Consider the following 19,062-nt stretch of genomic DNA (forward strand, 5'->3'; position numbering starts at 1 on the left):
CCTCCCATCTTAAACCACGCTCATTCGCTGTTCTAGACTAGAGGCTATGGACGATATCAAAGATTTTATCCACGCAGCACCTAGTTCCTTTCACGCAGCACATCTCGGTGCCCAGTTGTTAGCTGCCGCAGGTTTTGTCCGTCAAGAGGAAACAGAACAGTGGAACAGCACTCCAGGTGGACACTATCTCATCCGCGGGGGAGCACTTGTTGCCTGGTTCATACCAGAGGGGGCCTCAGATCACAGCGGCTTCAGAATTATCGGCGCCCATACCGATTCGCCTGGTTTCAAACTGAAATTCCACGGTGACCTCCATCGCCACGGCTTTAATCAAGCAGCGGTGGAAGTCTACGGTGGACCCATCATTCCGTCATGGTTCGACCGTGAGTTGAGACTAGCTGGAAGTCTAGGGTTGAAGAACGGATCCACAGTGCTCGTGGATACCCCAGCACTCTTTCGTATCCCGCTGCTCGCCATCCACTTAGATCGCACGAGCAATGAGGCATTGAAAATCGACAGGCAACAGCACACCCAGCCCATCTACGCAGTGGGGTATGAAGACACGAGCATCACAGATATTCTCGCCCAATCAGCAGGTGTAGCCGCCGACGATATCATCTCCCATGATCTGATAACCTGCGATGCCCAGCGGGGTGAGTATTTTGGTTTGAATGAGGAATTTCTAGCAGCAGGGCGTCTTGACAATCTCTCCTCAGTATTCCCCGGAATCAAAGCTCTCATCGAGGCGGTATCAGCGGGTGGAGCATCGAATAAGAGCGATGTATTAGTGCTCGCTTGTTTCGACCATGAAGAGGTGGGATCCCAATCCATCACAGGTGCTGCTGGGCCGCTTCTTGGAGATGTCCTCGAACGTACCGCGGTATCCCTCGGGGCAAACTACGATGCCATCAAGAGAATATATGCCCGTTCGCATTGCGTTTCCGCAGACGCGGCTCACTCTCTGCACCCCAACTACGCGGATAAGCACGATACAACCAACTTCCCGATACTGGGCAGTGGCCCCGTTCTCAAAGTCAACGCCAATCAACGATATGCGTCCACTACTGAGACGTCCGCTATGTGGATTACAGCCTGTGAGCGTGCAGGGGTCAACTCTCAAGTATTCGTGGGCCATAACGCGGTACCGTGCGGTTCAACCATTGGCCCAGTTTCTGCAACCCGACTGGGAATCCCGACGGTCGACGTAGGCATTCCGCTGCTGAGTATGCATTCGGCCCGCGAGCTGTGCCATCGCGAAGATCTCGCGGGGCTCCAGCGAGCCCTGCACAGCTATCTGGTAGCCTAAATCCTCATGGAATATTCAGGTCCTTTTCAAGTAGGCGATCGCGTCCAGCTCACTGACCCAAAACGACGGCATCTGACAGTCGTCCTTGAAACTGGTGGGAAACTATTCACCCATAAAGGCGCAATCGCCCACGACGATATCATCGGCTCTCACGAGGGCACCGTGGTCAAATCAGAGCAAGGCTATGAATACCTTTGTTTCCGGCACCTGCTCGTTGATCATGTTTTGTCTATGCCCCGTGGTGCGGCAGTCATCTACCCTAAGGACTCCGCGCAGATTTTAGTCGAAGGGGATATCTTTCCCGGCGCGCGCGTGCTCGAAGCAGGTGCCGGCTCTGGTGCCTTGTCCATGGCTCTACTGCGCGCCGTCGGAGAGAAGGGCGAAGTCTTCTCCTATGAAATTAGGGAGGACCACCTCGAGTTCGCGGAATCGAATGTCGACCAGTATTTCGGTACACGACCCGCCACGTGGCATCCACGACTCGGTGACTTTAAAGAAATCTCGCTCGAAGAGCTCAACGGTCCAGTGGATCGAATCATCTTGGACATGCTTGCTCCGTGGGAGTGCTTGGAAAAGGCTCAGGAATTACTCCTTCCGGGCGGCGTAATAATGGCCTATGTAGCAACGGTCCCCCAGCTCATGAAAGTGATGGAAGGTGTCCGCGAACAGCAGTGCTTTACCGAACCGAGAGCATGGGAATCGCTTGTTCGAGATTGGCGTGTAGAAGGTTTGGCTACGAGACCAGAGCACCGGATGAATGCTCACACCGCATTCCTCGTCTTCGCACGACGCCTCGCTGATGGGGTGACCCCGCCACGTCCACAACGTAAAGCTCGGAAGTAGCTCGCGCGGGCAGTCGGCTTCCTCCGTGATCGTCGATACTGTCATCTCACCGTGCGCGCTAAATCTGACTTAGGGTGCACTACCGAGTAAGCTGAGCGGCATGCAATCCTCCACCACAATGCTTAAACTGCAGCGAGAAAACCGCGAACTCCAGGCGCGTGCAGCGAAGATGGCGGATCTTCTTAAAGCTTCCCGGCATAAGCTTGAGGAACTTCACGGACAGCTGGAAGAAATGGCGGCACCACCGTCCACTTACGGCGTTTACCTCGAACAATCTCCACGAGAAGGTTACGCAGAGGTATTTACTAGCAATCGACGGATGCGTGTCGCGATATCGCCTTTGGTAGATCCGCGAGACCTCCTTCCGGGTAAACTAGTGCGACTGGGGGAAGGCAACCAAGTTGTCGAGGTTTGTCATTTTCAGCACACAGGCGCGCTGGGGACTCTGTTAGAGGTTGTGGATTCCGCACGCGTCCTCGTGGCCACCCAGACTGGTGAAGAGAAGATTCTAAGGATCGCTCAAAATATTAAGGAGCAGTTAAAGCGCGAAGCTCGTCCGGGCGATACGTTGCTTGTCGATGAAAGATCCGGCTACGCCTTTGAAGTTATTCCTAAAACTGAAGTATCGCGGCTAGCTCTGGAGGAAGTCCCTCATATCACCTATGAGGATGTGGGGGGCTTGGCTGAGCAAATTGAGCAAATTCACGATGCTGTAGAGCTGCCTTTCCTTGAGCCCGAGCTTTACCGGCGCTATAATCTCACTCCACCCAAAGGTGTTTTGCTCTATGGCCCGCCTGGCTGTGGGAAAACCCTCATCGCTAAGGCGGTGGCGCATTCTCTAGCCGAGCGCACTCAGCGAAGATCCGATCCAGATGGATCTCGACCATCAAGCTATTTCATCAACGTTAAGGGACCTGAATTACTAAATAAGTACGTTGGTGAAACGGAACGCCGCATCCGACTGATCTTCGAGCGGGCCCGAGACCTAGCCAGCGAAGGACGCCCCGTTATAGTCTTTTTTGACGAAATGGAGTCCATCTTCCGCACCCGAGGGTCTGGAGTATCCTCGGATATGGAAACGACGGTAGTTCCACAGTTGCTCACAGAGCTCGACGGCGTGGAAAAATTGAAGAACGTTATTGTCATCGGAGCCACGAATAGGGAAGAGCTGATCGACCCAGCTATTCTGAGGCCAGGACGCTTAGATATTAAAATTCGCGTGGGTCGTCCCGATGCTGCTAAATCTCGCGATATCTTTGCCAAACATCTTGGTGAAGATATTCCTCACGCTGAGGACATTTCTGTATTGATCGATAATGCTGTGGAATATATGTTTGCCGACCACCCCTTTGTGGAGTTAGTCCTTCGAAGTGGCACAGTTGAGGTCCTCCACTACCGCGATTTCGCCTCCGGTGCGATGATTGCAAATATCGTGGATCGGGCAAAAAAATACGCCATAAAAGATCAACTTCAAACTGACAGCGCCTCCGGAATTACCAGCGAGCATCTCAGGCGCGCAATCGATGCCGAAAATATGGAAAGTGAGGATATGCCCAATACGTCGCATCCCCACGAGTGGTCACGAATCCTAGGGCGCCACGGTCTTGAGGTGCAAGAAGCTCGTGTGATCGGGGGATCACTTTGATGTCACGCATCCTAGGTACCGAAACCGAGTATGGCATCTCCAGCCCTGATCAGCCGCAGCTAAGCCCCATCATTACCTCAACACACGCTGTCGTTGCCTTCGGGCAATTAGAACACCAGGCCTTAAGCACTCGATGGGACTATATATCTGAGCATCCACTTAGAGATCGTCGCGGTTTTGACCTAAAACGCTTTCATCATATTCCCGTCGTGGATCCTCGGGCGCTCGGTGTAGCGAATGTCATGCTCCCGAATGGAGGTCGATTCTATGTCGACCACGCCCACCCGGAATATTCCAGCCCCGAAACGACCAATGCCCGCGATGCAATGATCTACGACCAGGCGGGCGATATCATCCTCCAGCGTGCTGTCGACCATATTGCCCATTTAACCCAGGCGGGTCACTCGATTCTCGAGCACCATGACCCCTGCCCTCCCTTAAGAATCTACAAAAATAATGTCGACGGAAAGGGTGCGAGCTATGGCAGTCACGAAAACTATCTCTACCGACGCGATACAGACTTCGACGATATAGCGTCATCTCTCATTCCCTATTTCGTTTGTCGCCAAGTTTTAACAGGCGCCGGCCGCGTCGGTATCGGTTCCCTAGGCGAACAACCGGGCTTTCAAATAAGCCAACGCGCTGACTATATCGAACAGGAAATTTCGCTAGAAACCACTCTCAACCGCGGAATTATCAATACACGCGATGAACCTCATGCTGATTCCAATCGTTTTGGCAGGCTTCATATCATTGTTGGCGACGCAAATATGTCACAAACCGCAACTGTTCTGAAATTAGGGATGACCAGTCTCATCCTCGATGCGATTGAGAACGGAGTAGATTTTTCCGATCTACGCCTCGCCGATCCAGTACAACAGATTCGCCTTGTTTCACGAGATCTATCTCTATCTCAGACATTGCAGATGGCAGATGGTTCTTCACGGACTGCTCTCGACATATTGCGGATCTATGCCTCAAGAATTCAACCGGATGAGTATGTTTACCCTTTGTGGATGGAAACCATGGATATCCTCGAGGACGAGGGGTATAAAGGCTGCGCAGACCGACTCGACTGGTGCGCTAAATGGTCACTGATCTCTGCCTATCTCAGCCGAGGTTTAGACATTGATGATCCTAAAATCAAATTATTGGACTTACAGTATTGCGATATTTCCCCCGAGCGCAGCCTTTATCATGCCTTAGTGAGATCGCATCGAATGCTCACCCTCGTCTCCGCGGAAGATATTGCCACCTGCGCAGATATCCCGCCTGCCGATACCCGCGCTTACCTCCGTGGCAACCTCATATCCCACACATGCGTAGATGCTGCTAATTGGGATTCCGTGACGAGCGCTGGCAGTAAATTCGCAATGCTGGATCCACAGGGATATACCCGCGATGAAATCAGCAATCTAGCCGGAGATTCAGACTTATTTAATCGGTTTCCGTTTCTAAAGAAAGGACACGTGTAAATGGCTCATAAGCATCGTATGCAATCAGGATCTCCCGAGGGTGAAAACGAGGGGGAGTTGGGCGATATCTTAGCAAGCCAGATCCAGGTAGATCATCAGGGGGTGGATGATCTCCTCGATGAAATTGACGGCTTGTTGGAAACAAATGCCGAAGAGTTTGTTCGCTCCTATATCCAAAAGGGCGGCGAGTAAGTGTTCTCGAGGCGCATCGTCGGCATCGAGACTGAGTACGGAATAAATTCGGTATCTGCAGATGTCCGCCAACCGCGACTGGACGTCGACGAGATCGCACGGCTACTCTTTCGCCCTGTCATGGATCAATGGAAAAGTTCCAATGTCTTTATTCCCAACGGTTCTCGGCTCTATCTAGATGTCGGCTCTCACCCAGAGGTGGCCACCGCCGAGTGCGATAGTCTCTCCCAACTCATCAGCTACGAACGCGCGGGGGATAAGATTGTAGACTCCCTTGCCAGCCAAGCAGAGCGAGCGCTTGCTGAAGAAGGGCGACCTCACCGGATCTATCTTTTCAAAAATAATCTAGACTCCTTTGGAAATTCTTATGGCTGCCATGAGAATTACCTGGTTGCCAGAGAGACGGTGTTACGCCACCTTGGTCGATCCTTCTTGCCTTTCTTAATTACCAGGCAACTTATATGCGGCGCCGGGAGTATCCAAGAAGGTTCATTCCAGCTCTCTCAGCGCGCCGATCATGTATGGGAGGGAGTCTCTAGTGCCACAACACGCTCGCGCCCGATCATCAATACCCGCGATGAGCCCCATGCCGATTCCCATCACTATCGTCGGCTACATGTGATCGTGGGGGATTCAAATATGGCCGAACCCTCTCTCGCCCTCAAAGTAGGTTCCACAACTCTAGTATTGGAGATGCTGGAAGCGGGAATCGAGTTTCCGCGGCTGGCCAGCGAAAAGGATATCTCCGTCATTCGAGAGATATCGCGTGATTGCACCGGCCGAGCGGTGGTCCCGTGCGAAAAGGGCCCATCAATGAGTGCATTAGATATTCAGTGGCGGTACCTTGAAGCCGCACAGAAATGGCTGGAACACCGCGACGACAATAATTCAACTCCCAACTCCGAGCTAGTTAAGGTGTGTCACTTGTGGCGCCTCGTATTAGAGGCCATCGAATCTACAGATTATTCCCTCGTTGAGCACGATATTGATTGGATCATCAAACTTCAACTGCTGAGGCGCTACCAACGCCGCCTCGGACTATCTAGTACGGATTTCTCCCACCCTAAGCTCAAGCAGGTGGAACTGACCTACCACGACATAAGGAATGAGCGCGGTCTGCATCGAATCATGGAATCAAAAGGACTCATTCATCGGTGGATTGATCCCAGACTGGTAGATATCGCCCAAGTACATCCACCGCACACCACCCGAGCCCACTTACGGGGCCGATTTATCCAAGCTGCCCGGGATCATGGGGTAGAATTCTCCGCGGACTGGATGCGTCTGAAGGTCAATGGGTCGGAACCGCACAGCGTAGAACTCGGGTGCCCGTTTAGCCCCCACGACACACGCGTTGATGAACTTATTGAGATCATGAGACGAGAAGGCAGGGAATGATTCGTTGTGGCAACTCCCACCGAAGTGAAATTAGCCCGAATCACGAATCTTACTTTTGCTTTGCTCGAAGCAGCACATTCAGGGCGCCGTTATCTCACATTCGAAGACATTTACCGTGACGTCTATGGCTACGCAAAAGACGCTAAGACGCCCATCCGGACGGTATCCGCAGCACGACGCCTTTTTACCCGTGATATCGACACCCTCATTTCGTTGGGGGTCCCTCTCGAGAACGTCAATATCGAGGGTATTAGTGTGTGGTGCCTTAACTCCGATGACTATCAGCTTCCACCGATCGAATTCACCGAAGAAGAGGCTCGGGTTTTAAGTCTCGTAGGCAAGATGGACAGTTGCGGAGAACTTGCTACATTTTCCCGGTCCGGGTGGACCAAGCTGGCGGCTAGCGGGGTGCCAAGTTCGCTCAACGAGAAACCGTTATTCACCCCCATCAACGATCTTTCACTACTCAGTTCTCAAAACCTCGATCTTATCGACGAAGCTATCGCGCAGCGAAAGCGCCTGCGATTCTATTATCAGCGTGATCAGGCCAGTGACTTTTATGAACGGTGGATAGACCCATGGGCGCTTCTCACTTATAAAGACAGGCTGTATCTCATTGGTTATGATATCGATCGCGCGGCACCGCGCTGTTTCCGGCTGAGGCGGCTATCAGATATCTCAATCGTAGACCCCCAAGAATCAAGCGCATACGGGGACTTTAATGCGCCTGCAGCAGGGACCAATTTTCTTGATCTTCTCATCGGACAACTCGGAAGCGGCACCACATTTATCACGGCTGAGCTCTTCATCACCCCTGGTGTAGCGAACGATCTTCGATCACTGGCCCAGCCGCTCGGCGATAATCGGTATGTCTTTCGCGACGTTGACGCCGATTGGTTGAAGCGTCAAGCCATGATCCACGGCCCATCTGTGCGAGTGGAATCACCCGACTCCCTGATCGCGGAGATCCGCGAGCTCGTTGATATGGCTCTAGGGGAGAGGTAAATGAACACCCATTATCTCGATCTGGTGCGGATGCTGAATCTTTTGCCCTATTTTCAAAAGCATCCGGGGCGTTCAATTATGGAAGCTGCCGCTGACCTAGGAACCGACCCCGGGACGTTGAAGAAGGATTTAAACCGCTTGTATTGTTGTGGTCCTGGCATTACTCCTGATCAATTGGTCGATTTGAGATCCGAGTTTCACTCGGTGAAAATCCTTGATAGCCAGGGCATGGATTTCCCGCTACGGCTCAATCGAACGGAGGCCAATGCCCTCATTCTCGGTTTGGAGTCACTGCTATCGGCTCCTGGCTTGGTGGAAAAAGAAGCCGTGGAGTCAGCGATCGAGAAGATCAGGTCACTGCTCCTAGCCACTGGTTTACAGGTTAATAGTTCCGATCATCTCGGTCGAGAACAAACCCGTGACGAACACGGTGAGAAATTGGCATTGATAGCTACCTCGTTACAAAAATCCCAAAGGATAGCATTCTCTTATTACTCACGCGCCAAGGATGCACTCAGTAAACGGTACGCCTCGCCGGTACGCTTATTTAGCAAAGACGGTGTAGTCTATCTTCACGCCTACGATCATGATGCCGTAGACCATCGCACTTTTCGTATCGATTGCATAACTGACTTGACGCTGGAGAACGAGTCCGCGGAGAGCCATCTTGAAGAGCTCGAATTCGACAGCAACGACCCCTTTGACTTCCATGCGGTCACCGAACATGCCACCATCGTCATATATCCCCATGCCAGTTGGTTAGCCGATACCATACCCCACAGCCAGGCTCTATTAGATGAAGATCACCACCTGTGGATTACCCTGCCACTTGTATCCAGAACATGGCTGGTTAATTTCGCCCTCGGCAATACTGACCGTATGAGAGTCGTCGAACCTGCAGAAATCGCCGACACTGTGAGAAAACGAGCCAGAGAGCTCAAAGGTGCGTATGATTAGGACGTAATGAGACATCTGACGATTGAGAGATTTCTCTTAGCCAGCGCTCTACCATAACGTTGAGCAGATTTTCCTGATCTGTTGGACCTTCAGAAAGGACCCCTATGCCAAATTTAGGCCCCCTCGAGATCATCCTGATTCTCCTCGTTTTCATTCTCCTTTTCGGTGCTCGTAGACTACCCGATGCTGCCCGTTCACTGGGACGCTCCATGCGTATCTTCAAGTCGGAGGTCAAAGAAATGAGTAACGATGATAAGGCAGTTAGTGACCAGCAAGTGATCGCCCAGCAGCCAGTAACGCCTTCTCCCATCAGCGCGTCACCTATTAATCAAGGGCCAGCGCTCAACCCCAACCAGGCTCCCTATGCCAACCAGGGGCCAGCTACTCATCCCAACCCTACGCAGTACCCTCAGCAGGGCGATAACCCGAATCCCTTGCAGGCTCCTTTTCCCCATCAAGGGCACGTAACAAATCCAGGGCAGGGCTCCGTAGGCAACCAAAATCCTCAGGCTTAGGTACAGTTCCTCTTAAGCAATGATGAGTTCTCTTACACCAGCCGCATCTACAGAAAAACAGGCGAAGAAAAAGCGATTTAGGCGCAGCAGCAATCCGGAAGCTCAAATGTCTCTGGTGGGGCACCTCCAAGAACTACGCCGCCGAGTAATCATATCGGTCATTTGGTTGATTCTCGGATCCATCGCCGGTTTTCTGTGGTACCAGCACGCGGTACTATCTATCCCTAGTCTCGGAGAGATTCTGCGCGGTCCTTACTGCTCCCTCGATCCTTCGAAGCGCGCATCGTTTACGCTCGACGGCGAATGCCGCTTGCTCGCGACCAGCCCCTTCGAGATGTTTCTCCTGAGACTGAAAGTTGGTGCCCTTGCTGGTGCCGTATTCGCCTCCCCAGTGTGGCTATACCAGATGTGGGCTTTTATAACCCCAGGGTTGAAGCGCCAGGAACGTAAGTGGACTTTCACCTTTGTCGCTAGTGCTGTTTTCCTCTTCGTCGTGGGCGCACTCCTCGCCTATTTTGTGGTCGCCTATGGCTTGGATCTGCTTCTGACTATCGGCGATAATACCCAGATCGCGGCGCTTTCGGGTGGACAATACTTTAATTTTATTCTGGCACTACTAGTTATTTTTGGCGTCAGTTTCGAACTACCGCTCATCATCGCCATGCTTAACGTGGTGGAATTAATCAGCTATCAAGCCATTAAAGAGAAGCGGCGCTTTATTGTCTTGGGTATTTTTATTTTTGCGGCTTTTATGACCCCCGGTCAAGATCCATTTTCCATGGTTGCACTGGCTTTCTCGCTAAGCTTACTCATGGAATTAGCGATCCAATTCTGTCGCTTCAACGACCGACGCCGAAGGATTGACCGCCCCGAGTGGCTGGACCTAGGCGATGAAGAAGCCTCGCCCCCGGTTCAAACCTCGCGAAATCCCGACGAATCGTCGACCTTAGCTTCGGCTCCCATATCTAAGCCAGCGCCTTTAGCTGAAGACAAAAACTATTTCGACGACATTATCTAAATAAGCGGATGCACCTATATTCTTGGTGCATCCTTTTAGCTTAGGTAGCCTTGAGCCATGAGCTTTGGTTCCCATCTCGACGTTTTTCGTCAATCACTATCCCATCCACTTGATGACTTCCAGATCGCTGGTTGTCAGGCTATCGAGAACGGACACGGAGTTCTCGTTTGCGCCCCAACTGGAGCGGGCAAAACTATCGTGGGTGAATTCGCCGTATCACTGGCCTTATCGCAGGGTACAAAGTGCTTCTATACCACACCAATCAAGGCCTTGAGTAACCAAAAATATCACGACCTCGTAGGCGCTCACGGATCCGATAACGTCGGACTTCTCACTGGTGATACCTCAATCAATCGAGATGCAGATATCCTCGTGATGACCACCGAGGTACTTCGCAATATGATTTACGCGCAGTCGGATACCCTCGATCGACTCAGTCATGTTGTCATGGACGAAATCCATTTCCTTGCGGATAGATCACGCGGTGCCGTATGGGAGGAGGTCATTCTCGGTCTGGCGGACACAGTCAAGATCATTGGGCTCTCAGCGACCGTGAGTAACTACGAAGAATTTGGAGAATGGCTACAAACTGTCCGCGGAGATACCGAAGTTATCATCAGCGAGGATCGCCCTGTACCGCTGGATCAGTGGATGCTCGTTGGCCGCAAAATTTTCCCGCTGTTCGAACCCAACGAGGTAGGCACTGTCAACCGGCGACTCGAATCCTATATCGAACGCATCAGCGGTGACGATCGGCCTCACGGGCATTCTGACTTTTTCGCTCAGAAGTCTTTCCGAGCCCGATCAGGTGGAGGATCAGGTCGCACATCGATTGACAGACCTCAGGCAAAACGCACCGATCGCCATCGTCCCCTAGGGCGACCTGAGGTTATTCAAATTCTCAGCAACCACGAGATGCTACCCGCGATCGTCTTCATCTTCTCACGAGCCGGTTGTGATGGCGCTTTAGCACAGTGCTTAGGCTCGAAGATGGTGCTTACGTCCCAGGAAGAATCTGAGAAGATTGCTGAAATTGTTGCTCACGGCGTCAAGGATATTCCAGAAGAGGATCTAAAGATTCTCGAATTCCGAAAGTGGAAGGCTGCACTCACGCGAGGGTTTGCTGCTCACCATGCGGGCATGCTTCCGGCTTTTCGCCATATCGTGGAGAAACTTTTTACTCGTGGACTAGTTAAAGCTGTATTCGCCACCGAAACTCTAGCGTTGGGTATTAATATGCCAGCACGCTCGGTTGTTTTGGAGAAATTAGTTAAATACGATGGTGAAGGCCACGTTGATCTCAGCCCTGGCCAATTCACCCAACTGACTGGGCGTGCGGGCCGGCGGGGGATTGACACCCTAGGTAATGCAGTTGTGATGTGGGCGCCCGCGATGGATCCGCAGCACGTTTCTACCCTAGCATCTACGCGTACCTATCCACTTATCTCAACTTTCGCTCCTGGCTATAATATGAGCGTCAATCTGCTGAAAACTATCGGTTTTTCGCCCGCTCACCGCCTTCTGGAAAAATCCTTTGCACAGTTTCAAGCTGATGGCAGTGTTGTCGAAGAGATCCGTGATATTGAGCGAGCGGAGAATCGGGTAGAGGATCTTGAAAGAAAACTACAAAGGGCCATTGCTACCGCCGATATCGCCAGCGAAGATCCCTTAGCTGAGATACTCGAGTACTTTGATCTTCGCAGTACATTATCTCGAGCCGAGAAAGCCCAGAAGAAACGGTCTCTCGAAGAGCGTGCCATCGAGGTCACCGCAGTGCTTTCCCGACTACAACTAGGGGATGTTATTGCACTGCCCGGAAGAAAAAAACCTATTCTTGCTGTAGTTGTACAGCCAGCCCATAACCGCCACGATCCGCGACCGAAGATCATTATGGAATCGGGGTGGGCAGGTCGCGTCGATAGTGCGGCCTTTCCGATCGCCCCCCAACGCATCGGTCATATGCGTTTACCGCGCCCCGTTATTGCGCGTCCGGAAAAAAATTCACGGCTTGCCAAGGAGCTCTTTGCCAAGAATTCCTATCCGAGACCAAAAAGGATGCGCCCGGATATGCGCCATCGCCCTAGCACAGAGATATTAAAACTACGTGCGGAGTTGCGCAGTCACCCAGCCCACTACTGGCCCCATATTGATGATCTCAATCCACTCGGACAGCAGCTGACTCGCGCCCGTCTCGAGCTTAAAAAGAGGCGAAATCAGGTCGACCAAGCCACCGAAACCTTGGGCAAGCAGTTTGATCGCATCCTTGGTTTGCTGGCTGAAATGGACTACGTGGAGTTTGACGAGTCAGGCACGCCCGCAATCACCGAGGAAGGTGAGCGTTTGGCGCTCATTCACAGCGAGTCCGACCTTCTCATTGCCCAGTGTCTGCGTCGTGGTATCTGGGATGGACTTGATCCAGCCGAATTAGCCGGCGTTGTGAGCATGTGTTCCTTTGAAAATCGTCGTGAAGCGCGAGGGGAGGCCCAAGGGGCTACCGATGCCATGGTCGTGGCCATGAATAATACAATGCGGATATGGGAGCAACTATCTTTTGATGAACGCCGACACCGTTTGACACAGACCAAGATGCCCGAACCTGGTTTCGCTCTTGCACTCCACCAGTGGACGGCTGGAGCTCCATTGGGCTACTGCCTAGCTGCCGCCCATGAGTCGGGTGCGGAATTGACACCGGGAGATTTTGTACGGCAGGCACGCCAAGTGGTGGATCTGCTAGAACAAATGAATAAAACCTCGTATAACGAAGATACTATTCATACGGCTAAGCAGGCTGTTGCAGCAATCCGCCGAGGTGTCGTCGCCCTGGGAGCTTAGGGTCTCCGCTTTTGATGTCGTGATTTACAATAAGGATATGAATCCGCATTTTCCCGCCCACCTATATGCCTCTCGGATTACTAGAGCTCAAAGGCTGATGCGTGCCAATAGTTTGGATGCAGTCATCGTTGCTCCTGGAGCGCAGCTAGCGTATCTGTGTTCGTCATGGATGAGCACCCATGAAAGATTCTGTGCTCTCGTTATCCCAGCGCACGGCGAGCCCCAATTCTACTATCCCGCGGTTGACCGAGCAGAGATTGAGACATCGGTGATCCAAGATCTCCCGGTGCGTCTAGTGCCGTGGGAAGACGGGCATAATCCCCATCAGATGGTGGTGGACTACTTTGGCCGTCAACCCATCCGGTTGGGAATAAGTGATGACCTTAAAGCCAGCCATCTCCTGCGTCTGCAACAGTTGAGTGCGCCTCAATCCGAATGGGTATCGGCCACTGTGATCCTCAAAGAACTCTTCATTGCTAAAGATGAAGCCGAGATTGCGCAGGTGCGCAGTGCAGGTCAAGCGATCGATCGAGTTCATGCCAAAATCCCGGAATTGCTCAGACCAGGGCGCACCGAACGAGAGGTAGCAACTGATATCAATGCTCTGATCCTCGAAGAACACAGCGCTGTAGATTTCATCATCGTTGGCTCCATGGCCAATGGTGCTAACCCTCACCATAACTACTCAGACCGGAAGTTATGTGCGGGTGACGTTGTGGTTGTTGATATCGGAGGCACCTTTGGGGTGGGGTACCACTCTGATTGCACCCGAACATATATTGTCGGGGGAAACCTCGATCATCTCGACCCACTCATGCACGAACTTTACGAGGTCCTCTACCTCGCTCAAGATGCTGCGGTTGCGGCAGTAAAACCCGGAGCTAAAGCACAAGAGATTGATGCAGTTGCACGAACTGCTATTAGCTCACGGGGTTTCGGGGAGTATTTCATTCACCGTACTGGTCACGGAATTGGTCTATCGACCCACGAGGAGCCGTATATCATGGCAGGTAACGATCTCATTTTGGAGCCGGGTATGACATTTTCCGTGGAGCCAGGCATCTATATTCCAGGACGCTTCGGAGCGCGCATCGAAGATATTGTGCTAGTGACAGACAAAGGATGTGAAAGACTTAATAATCAGCCGCGCACGCTGCGCTAGCGAATTTCTCTGCCTGAGACAGTTAGAATTGCTTATATGACCCAATCTCAAAGTGGCTTGTACCAAAAGCTTGACAGCTCAGCCCGCGGCGGAGCGCATATAAGCGTGGTGGGAATGAGTGCCCGCGGCATCGTTGACCTCAACGAAGAGGCATTGGCTGCGCTGGCTTCAAGCGACCTGGTGCTGGGATCGTGGCGCCAGCTAAACCTGCTAGGAGAGGAGATCTCCGCCGAGCGCCGTCCGTGGCCATCTCCTCTCGTGCCTGCGCTCAAGGACATATTTGACACCATCGGTGAGCGAAAAGTCGCGGTTTTAGCCAGTGGTGACCCTATGTTTCACGGGATTGGAACAACCCTCAAGAGGATTTTTCCAGATATGCCGTTGACTATCTACCCCTATATGTCTTCAGCATCATTAGCGTGTGCGCGGTTGGGATGGGCACTCGACACGACGCCGGTCCATTCGGTGGTTTCACAGCCCATTGAATCACTCACTATTCCCATTGAAGAAGGGCGCCCATTCCTCGTGCTGGGTCGGGACGAAACGACCCCTAGGCTACTGTGCGCCTTATTAAGAGACCTCGATCAGCCGGATGCGCAGGTGGAGATTCTTAACGACCTCGGGGGAGCCGATGAATCACATGCTGTGGGGACTGCCAGCAATCCTCCGGCGGTCGTTAGTGCACTAAATATTATTGCCGTCACTCCCTCTCGGTGCGGTCTTCCGCTTACTCCAGGACTGCCGGATGACACGTATATTAGTGATGGGCAACTCAGTAAGGCCCATATCAGAGCGCTCAGTGTGGCGGCTCTAGCCCCACGGGCCGGCGATATCATATGGGATATTGGTGGGGGATCAGGCAGTGTTGTCATTGAATGCTTGCGATCAACTTCAACCGCGCGTGGTGTGTGCTTCGAGGATCGCTCGGATCGTCGTGAGCGCATCGACTTCAACGCCCGCAAACTCGGCGTTTCGCACCGTTTGACAATCGCGGGTACCGCTCCTGAGAGTGTCATCAGTGAAAAAACGCGCCCTCATCGTGTATTTATAGGAGGTGGGCTGACCCACCCCGGAGTTTTTGATAGTGCGTGGGAGAAGTTACTACCTGGAGGACGTCTCGTAGCCAATGCTGTGACAATTGAAAGCGAAGCTCTCGTTGTCAACCTACGCCGCCAGTATGGTGGCTCTCTTACTCGGGTCAATATTTCCACCGAGCAGCACATCGGTGAATTCACCGCGTTCAAACCGAGCTATCCCATTGTACAGTGGGTTATCGACAAAGCCCATAGAAGCTTTAGCTCCACAGATAAATTAGAAAGCGATTAATTTCCATGACTGTTTATTTCATCGGCGCAGGTCCAGGGGCGTCAGATCTTCTCACTGTGCGTGCCGATCGTCTCATTAGGCAGGCGGATCTCTGTCTATATGCAGGATCAATAATTCCGCAGGAGGTGTTGGATTCAGCTCCTGAACACGCCGAACTCATCAATACCGCCCGTATGCCCCTAGACACAATCGTGGAAATCATCGCTCAGGCGCATGCGCAACACAAAAAGATTGTGCGCCTGCAATCCGGGGATCCCAGCATATACTCTGCTCTCGCTGAACAAGTACGACGTTTAACAGCACGAGGTATCGACTATGAGATCGTGCCTGGTGTTCCAGCTTTCGCGGCAGCAGCGGCATCTTTAGGGCATGAACTGACAGTTCCCACCGTCGGACAATCGGTTATTCTCACTCGGGTATCGGGGCGCGCCTCAGCGATGCCGGAGGGGGAAGATCTCGCAACCTTATCTCAAGCCCGGACCACTTTATGTATACACCTAGCTGCCCACGATATTAACCGTGTGGTTACTGAGCTCCTGCCGTTTTATGGGGCCCAGTGTCCCGTAGCAGTGGTAGCATTCGCGTCTAGGGAGAATGAAAAAATTCTGCGGGGTACCTTAGGAGATATCGCTGCGCAGATTTTAGAGGCTGGAATTACCCGTACGGCCATTATTGTTGTCGGAAAAGTTCTAGGCGCCAGTGGTTTTCCTGATTCTTTCCTCTATTCAGATGATCGGCCCCGTGACGAGGAAGGGCGGACACTTCCATGCGTGCTCTAATCCTCGGGGGAACCAAAGAATCACGCGATGTAGCGCAACGCCTCAATGATATGGGCTGGTACACCACAACATCGCTAGCCGGTAGGGTCTCTAATCCAGCCTTACCCGTCGGGGAGGTACGAATTGGAGGTTTTGGGGGCCCAGCCGGTTTAACTCAATGGATCCTCAGCCATGGCATAGAGGTGATGATCGATGCTACCCACCCGTTTGCGGAGCGAATCTCGCTTTCGGCGGCCGAGGCTGCCCGGGCTACGGGCATTCCACTGGTTGCCTTGCATCGACCATTGTGGACTCCAGGAGACCGTGATCAATGGATACGTGTGCCAGATTTTGCCAGCGCTGCTGCGCAAGCCGCCCAGAATTTTCACCACATTTTCCTCACGATTGGCCGCCAGAATCTTCATTATTTCGCCCACGATGTGCACAATATATATGTGATTCGGACGGTTGAGCCGCCGAGGCCGCCACTTCCACACAGATATCGCCTCATCCACTCACGTGGGCCTTTTAAGGTAGCCGACGAAAAGAAGATTATGCGTGATAATCAGATTGACTGCTTGATCACCAAGAATTCTGGTGGCTCCATGACTACCGCTAAATTGCAGGCCGCTAGAGAACTTGGCATCAAGGTGTTGATGATCGAGCGACCAGCTCTGCCGGCCATTGCACATCAGTGCTCATCGACAGAAGAGGTGATCGCCCTATTAGAGGATGCTCGGTTTGCCTAGTTTAGACCTTAAAAAGATTGTAGAATAAGGCGCGCGCCGGGCCTATTAATAGGGCAGCAATCTGCAAGCTGCTTATCACTATGATGAGGGTTTGCACCCAGCCCTGTTGGCGATCAAACCAGTAGGTGGCGGATGAGCCCGTGTTAGTTTCTGGGTTCGAGCTGTTGGAGTCGATGCTACCGACATCCTTATTAAAATCTTCAGCGGTGATAGAGCTGGTACTAGGCGCCGCCTCAACCGCGCTCATGCCAGCACATATAACAGTGCTGGCGGTGACCAGCGCAATCATGGAGCGTTTGAAGGAATATAAATTCATTGGGCCCTTCTTCATCGTGGACTGCATCGCAATATTATTGCGCAGCTCGATCATTGAGTCGCGCTACGAAACTAAGTATAATATCGCGAAGTATACACGCGTGTTACACATCCTGCCGCCTTGTAGGTGGTGGTCGTCGATGCCCCAATAATGAGCATGGTTCGCATATCCACTATGTCGGGATCGAAATCGGCAACGGTAGTGACTGTGATTTTCTCACTCTCGCTGCCCACCGCGCGGGCCACGATAATAGGTATGTCGGGTGATCGATACTCTGCAACGATCCTCTTTAACGTGTGGACCTGCTCACGCCGCTGCTTAGAAGCCGGATTGTAAACTGCGAAGGCCATATCTGCCTGCAGCAAGGCTCGCACCCGCTTTTCCACAATTGCAAAAGGCTTGAGACGATCAGACAGGGAGATCATGCCAAAATCGTGGCCCAACGGTGCCCCTACCCGAGAAGCTACTGCTTGGGCTGCGGTCATCCCTGGAATTATGCGTACTGGAACCCCTACCCATTGGGGATCGCTTGCCACCTCCAGAACAGCTGCAGCCATGGCGAAAACCCCCGGATCGCCAGAAGATACCACGGCAACGCGGCGTCCGCGGAGGGCTAAGTCGAGCGCCATAGCAGCGCGCTCCGCTTCAACCTTGTTATCGCTGTGGTGCTTGCGCTGTCCAGCCCGATCGGGAACCCTATTGACATAGGTAGAATATCCCACAATATCGGTTGCTGCCTTGAGCTCGGCACTGGCCTCAGGGCTAAGCCATTGCGCACCAGCGGGCCCTAGGCCTACAACAACTACTTCACCAGTCTGGATATGTGGTTCATCGTGCGGGAGCTCAGCTTTCTTTGAAGGAACAACCACGACAGCGAAATAGGGGACAGGTTCCTCTCCCACAGCATTAAGTGGGTAGGAGCGTTGGCCCTCCATCCCCACGCGCTCGACGATATAAGCTCTATCTGCCATACCAGCTTCGTGTAGCGCGCGCTGCACTTTGTCGAAAGTACGACCCAGTTTCATAATCACTGCACAGTCGGTATTACGCAGTTTCTCGACTAAAACCGACTCATCAAGGGTGCCGGAAAGGATACTCAGCACCTCGTCATCTTGACATAAAGGTTTGGCGAGGACATCGGCTGCCGCTGTCAGAGAGGGGATGCCGGGAATGACAACGGAATGAAATTCCTCAGCTAAAACTCCGTGCAGATGCTGGTAGGAGGAGTAAAGCATGGGATCACCAAGGGCAAGCACCGCAACAGTCTTACCGTCACTCAGGCGGGTGCGCAATTGTGCAATAGCCTCACTATAGAATTCAGCCATGGCCCCGGCATAACCTCCAGGATGGTCGGTGGCGCCAGTGGTGACAGGGTATTCCAACAGGAGCAACTCTTGGCCCTGATTTAGATAGGGCTCAGCGATGGCCCGCGCCGCAGAGCTGCCGCCCGGACGAGCATGAAACGCAACAGTATCAGCATTCTTAATCGCGGATACCGCTTTGATAGTGAGCAATTCAGGGTCGCCTGGACCTACACCGACGCCGATGAGCGTGCCGTGATTCAT

The 19,062-nt window shown here is 52.6% G+C and carries 17 protein-coding genes; 15 read left to right on the forward strand and 2 right to left on the reverse strand.

What is annotated here, in order from left to right:
- The first annotated feature begins 46 nt into the window (after positions 1 to 46).
- The 15 genes from NXT01_RS01865 to NXT01_RS01935 all read left to right on the forward strand — a co-directional run bounded on the left by NXT01_RS01865 (position 47) and on the right by NXT01_RS01935 (position 17,181).
- Complete coding sequence (locus tag NXT01_RS01865; protein ID WP_259076933.1) at positions 47 to 1,306, forward strand: M18 family aminopeptidase; 1,260 nt, start codon at positions 47 to 49, stop codon at positions 1,304 to 1,306.
- 6 nt (positions 1,307 to 1,312) lie between these two features.
- Entirely contained in the window at positions 1,313 to 2,149 is an 837-nt protein-coding gene (locus NXT01_RS01870; protein WP_259076935.1) for a tRNA (adenine-N1)-methyltransferase, read from the forward strand.
- A gap of 100 nt (positions 2,150 to 2,249) precedes the next feature.
- Positions 2,250 to 3,794 (forward strand): proteasome ATPase, encoded by a 1,545-nt coding sequence (arc, locus tag NXT01_RS01875; RefSeq protein ID WP_259076936.1) that lies wholly within the window; start codon positions 2,250 to 2,252, stop codon positions 3,792 to 3,794.
- Positions 3,794 to 5,269 (forward strand): depupylase/deamidase Dop, encoded by a 1,476-nt coding sequence (gene dop, locus NXT01_RS01880; protein WP_259076937.1) that lies wholly within the window; start codon positions 3,794 to 3,796, stop codon positions 5,267 to 5,269. Before arc ends, dop begins: the two co-directional genes overlap by 1 nt.
- Positions 5,270 to 5,461, forward strand: coding sequence for a ubiquitin-like protein Pup (locus NXT01_RS01885; protein WP_259076938.1), 192 nt, complete (start codon positions 5,270 to 5,272; stop codon positions 5,459 to 5,461). It begins immediately after the preceding gene.
- The gene (gene pafA, locus NXT01_RS01890) at positions 5,462 to 6,859 is read left to right on the forward strand and encodes a Pup--protein ligase (protein ID WP_259076939.1); all 1,398 of its coding nucleotides are present in this window, start codon (positions 5,462 to 5,464) and stop codon (positions 6,857 to 6,859) included. It begins immediately after the preceding gene.
- Between the two features lie 6 nt (positions 6,860 to 6,865).
- Complete coding sequence (locus tag NXT01_RS01895) at positions 6,866 to 7,864, forward strand: YafY family protein (RefSeq protein WP_259076940.1); 999 nt, start codon at positions 6,866 to 6,868, stop codon at positions 7,862 to 7,864.
- Complete coding sequence (locus tag NXT01_RS01900; RefSeq protein WP_259076941.1) at positions 7,865 to 8,821, forward strand: YafY family protein; 957 nt, start codon at positions 7,865 to 7,867, stop codon at positions 8,819 to 8,821.
- Between the two features lie 104 nt (positions 8,822 to 8,925).
- On the forward strand, positions 8,926 to 9,336 hold the full coding sequence (gene tatA, locus NXT01_RS01905) for a Sec-independent protein translocase subunit TatA (RefSeq protein WP_259076944.1): 411 nt from the start codon (positions 8,926 to 8,928) through the stop codon (positions 9,334 to 9,336).
- 22 nt (positions 9,337 to 9,358) lie between these two features.
- On the forward strand, positions 9,359 to 10,354 hold the full coding sequence (gene tatC, locus NXT01_RS01910) for a twin-arginine translocase subunit TatC (RefSeq protein ID WP_396124694.1): 996 nt from the start codon (positions 9,359 to 9,361) through the stop codon (positions 10,352 to 10,354).
- Positions 10,355 to 10,411: 57 nt separating this feature from the next.
- The gene (locus tag NXT01_RS01915; protein WP_259076946.1) at positions 10,412 to 13,186 is read left to right on the forward strand and encodes an RNA helicase; all 2,775 of its coding nucleotides are present in this window, start codon (positions 10,412 to 10,414) and stop codon (positions 13,184 to 13,186) included.
- Positions 13,187 to 13,223: 37 nt separating this feature from the next.
- The gene (locus NXT01_RS01920) at positions 13,224 to 14,348 is read left to right on the forward strand and encodes a Xaa-Pro peptidase family protein (RefSeq protein ID WP_259076948.1); all 1,125 of its coding nucleotides are present in this window, start codon (positions 13,224 to 13,226) and stop codon (positions 14,346 to 14,348) included.
- Between the two features lie 36 nt (positions 14,349 to 14,384).
- On the forward strand, positions 14,385 to 15,674 hold the full coding sequence (cbiE, locus tag NXT01_RS01925; RefSeq protein ID WP_259076950.1) for a precorrin-6y C5,15-methyltransferase (decarboxylating) subunit CbiE: 1,290 nt from the start codon (positions 14,385 to 14,387) through the stop codon (positions 15,672 to 15,674).
- 5 nt (positions 15,675 to 15,679) lie between these two features.
- A complete protein-coding gene (cobM, locus tag NXT01_RS01930; RefSeq protein WP_259076952.1) occupies positions 15,680 to 16,453 on the forward strand; it encodes a precorrin-4 C(11)-methyltransferase in 774 nt (257 codons plus the stop codon).
- Positions 16,441 to 17,181: a cobalt-precorrin-6A reductase gene (locus tag NXT01_RS01935; RefSeq protein ID WP_259076962.1), complete on the forward strand. Its 741-nt coding sequence runs from the start codon at positions 16,441 to 16,443 to the stop codon at positions 17,179 to 17,181. The genes cobM and NXT01_RS01935 overlap by 13 nt, the downstream gene beginning before the upstream one ends.
- Before the next feature lies 1 nt (position 17,182).
- On the opposite strand, the gene NXT01_RS01940 is transcribed toward NXT01_RS01935, so the two are convergent.
- Entirely contained in the window at positions 17,183 to 17,497 is a 315-nt protein-coding gene (locus tag NXT01_RS01940) for a hypothetical protein (protein ID WP_259076964.1), read from the reverse strand.
- A gap of 71 nt (positions 17,498 to 17,568) precedes the next feature.
- Complete coding sequence (cobJ, locus tag NXT01_RS01945; RefSeq protein WP_259076966.1) at positions 17,569 to 19,062, reverse strand: precorrin-3B C(17)-methyltransferase; 1,494 nt, start codon at positions 19,060 to 19,062, stop codon at positions 17,569 to 17,571.

This window comes from Corynebacterium sp. ES2775-CONJ, assembly GCF_024814515.1.
Taxonomy (GTDB): domain Bacteria; phylum Actinomycetota; class Actinomycetes; order Mycobacteriales; family Mycobacteriaceae; genus Corynebacterium.

What these genes read in the sequence shown, in the direction of transcription:
- cobM (WP_259076952.1), top strand. Translation starts at nt 15,680, where the DNA reads ATGACTGTTTATTTCATCGGCGCAGGTCCAGGGGCGTCAGATCTTCTC.
- tatA (WP_259076944.1), top strand. Translation starts at nt 8,926, where the DNA reads ATGCCAAATTTAGGCCCCCTCGAGATCATCCTGATTCTCCTCGTTTTC.
- cobJ (WP_259076966.1), bottom strand. Translation starts at nt 19,062, where the DNA reads ATGAATCACGGCACGCTCATCGGCGTCGGTGTAGGTCCAGGCGACCCT.
- tatC (WP_396124694.1), top strand. Translation starts at nt 9,359, where the DNA reads ATGAGTTCTCTTACACCAGCCGCATCTACAGAAAAACAGGCGAAGAAA.
- NXT01_RS01920 (WP_259076948.1), top strand. Translation starts at nt 13,224, where the DNA reads ATGAATCCGCATTTTCCCGCCCACCTATATGCCTCTCGGATTACTAGA.
- arc (WP_259076936.1), top strand. Translation starts at nt 2,250, where the DNA reads ATGCAATCCTCCACCACAATGCTTAAACTGCAGCGAGAAAACCGCGAA.
- NXT01_RS01900 (WP_259076941.1), top strand. Translation starts at nt 7,865, where the DNA reads ATGAACACCCATTATCTCGATCTGGTGCGGATGCTGAATCTTTTGCCC.
- NXT01_RS01935 (WP_259076962.1), top strand. Translation starts at nt 16,441, where the DNA reads ATGCGTGCTCTAATCCTCGGGGGAACCAAAGAATCACGCGATGTAGCG.
- NXT01_RS01915 (WP_259076946.1), top strand. Translation starts at nt 10,412, where the DNA reads ATGAGCTTTGGTTCCCATCTCGACGTTTTTCGTCAATCACTATCCCAT.
- dop (WP_259076937.1), top strand. Translation starts at nt 3,794, where the DNA reads ATGTCACGCATCCTAGGTACCGAAACCGAGTATGGCATCTCCAGCCCT.
- NXT01_RS01885 (WP_259076938.1), top strand. Translation starts at nt 5,270, where the DNA reads ATGGCTCATAAGCATCGTATGCAATCAGGATCTCCCGAGGGTGAAAAC.
- cbiE (WP_259076950.1), top strand. Translation starts at nt 14,385, where the DNA reads ATGACCCAATCTCAAAGTGGCTTGTACCAAAAGCTTGACAGCTCAGCC.
- NXT01_RS01870 (WP_259076935.1), top strand. Translation starts at nt 1,313, where the DNA reads ATGGAATATTCAGGTCCTTTTCAAGTAGGCGATCGCGTCCAGCTCACT.
- NXT01_RS01865 (WP_259076933.1), top strand. Translation starts at nt 47, where the DNA reads ATGGACGATATCAAAGATTTTATCCACGCAGCACCTAGTTCCTTTCAC.
- NXT01_RS01940 (WP_259076964.1), bottom strand. Translation starts at nt 17,497, where the DNA reads ATGAATTTATATTCCTTCAAACGCTCCATGATTGCGCTGGTCACCGCC.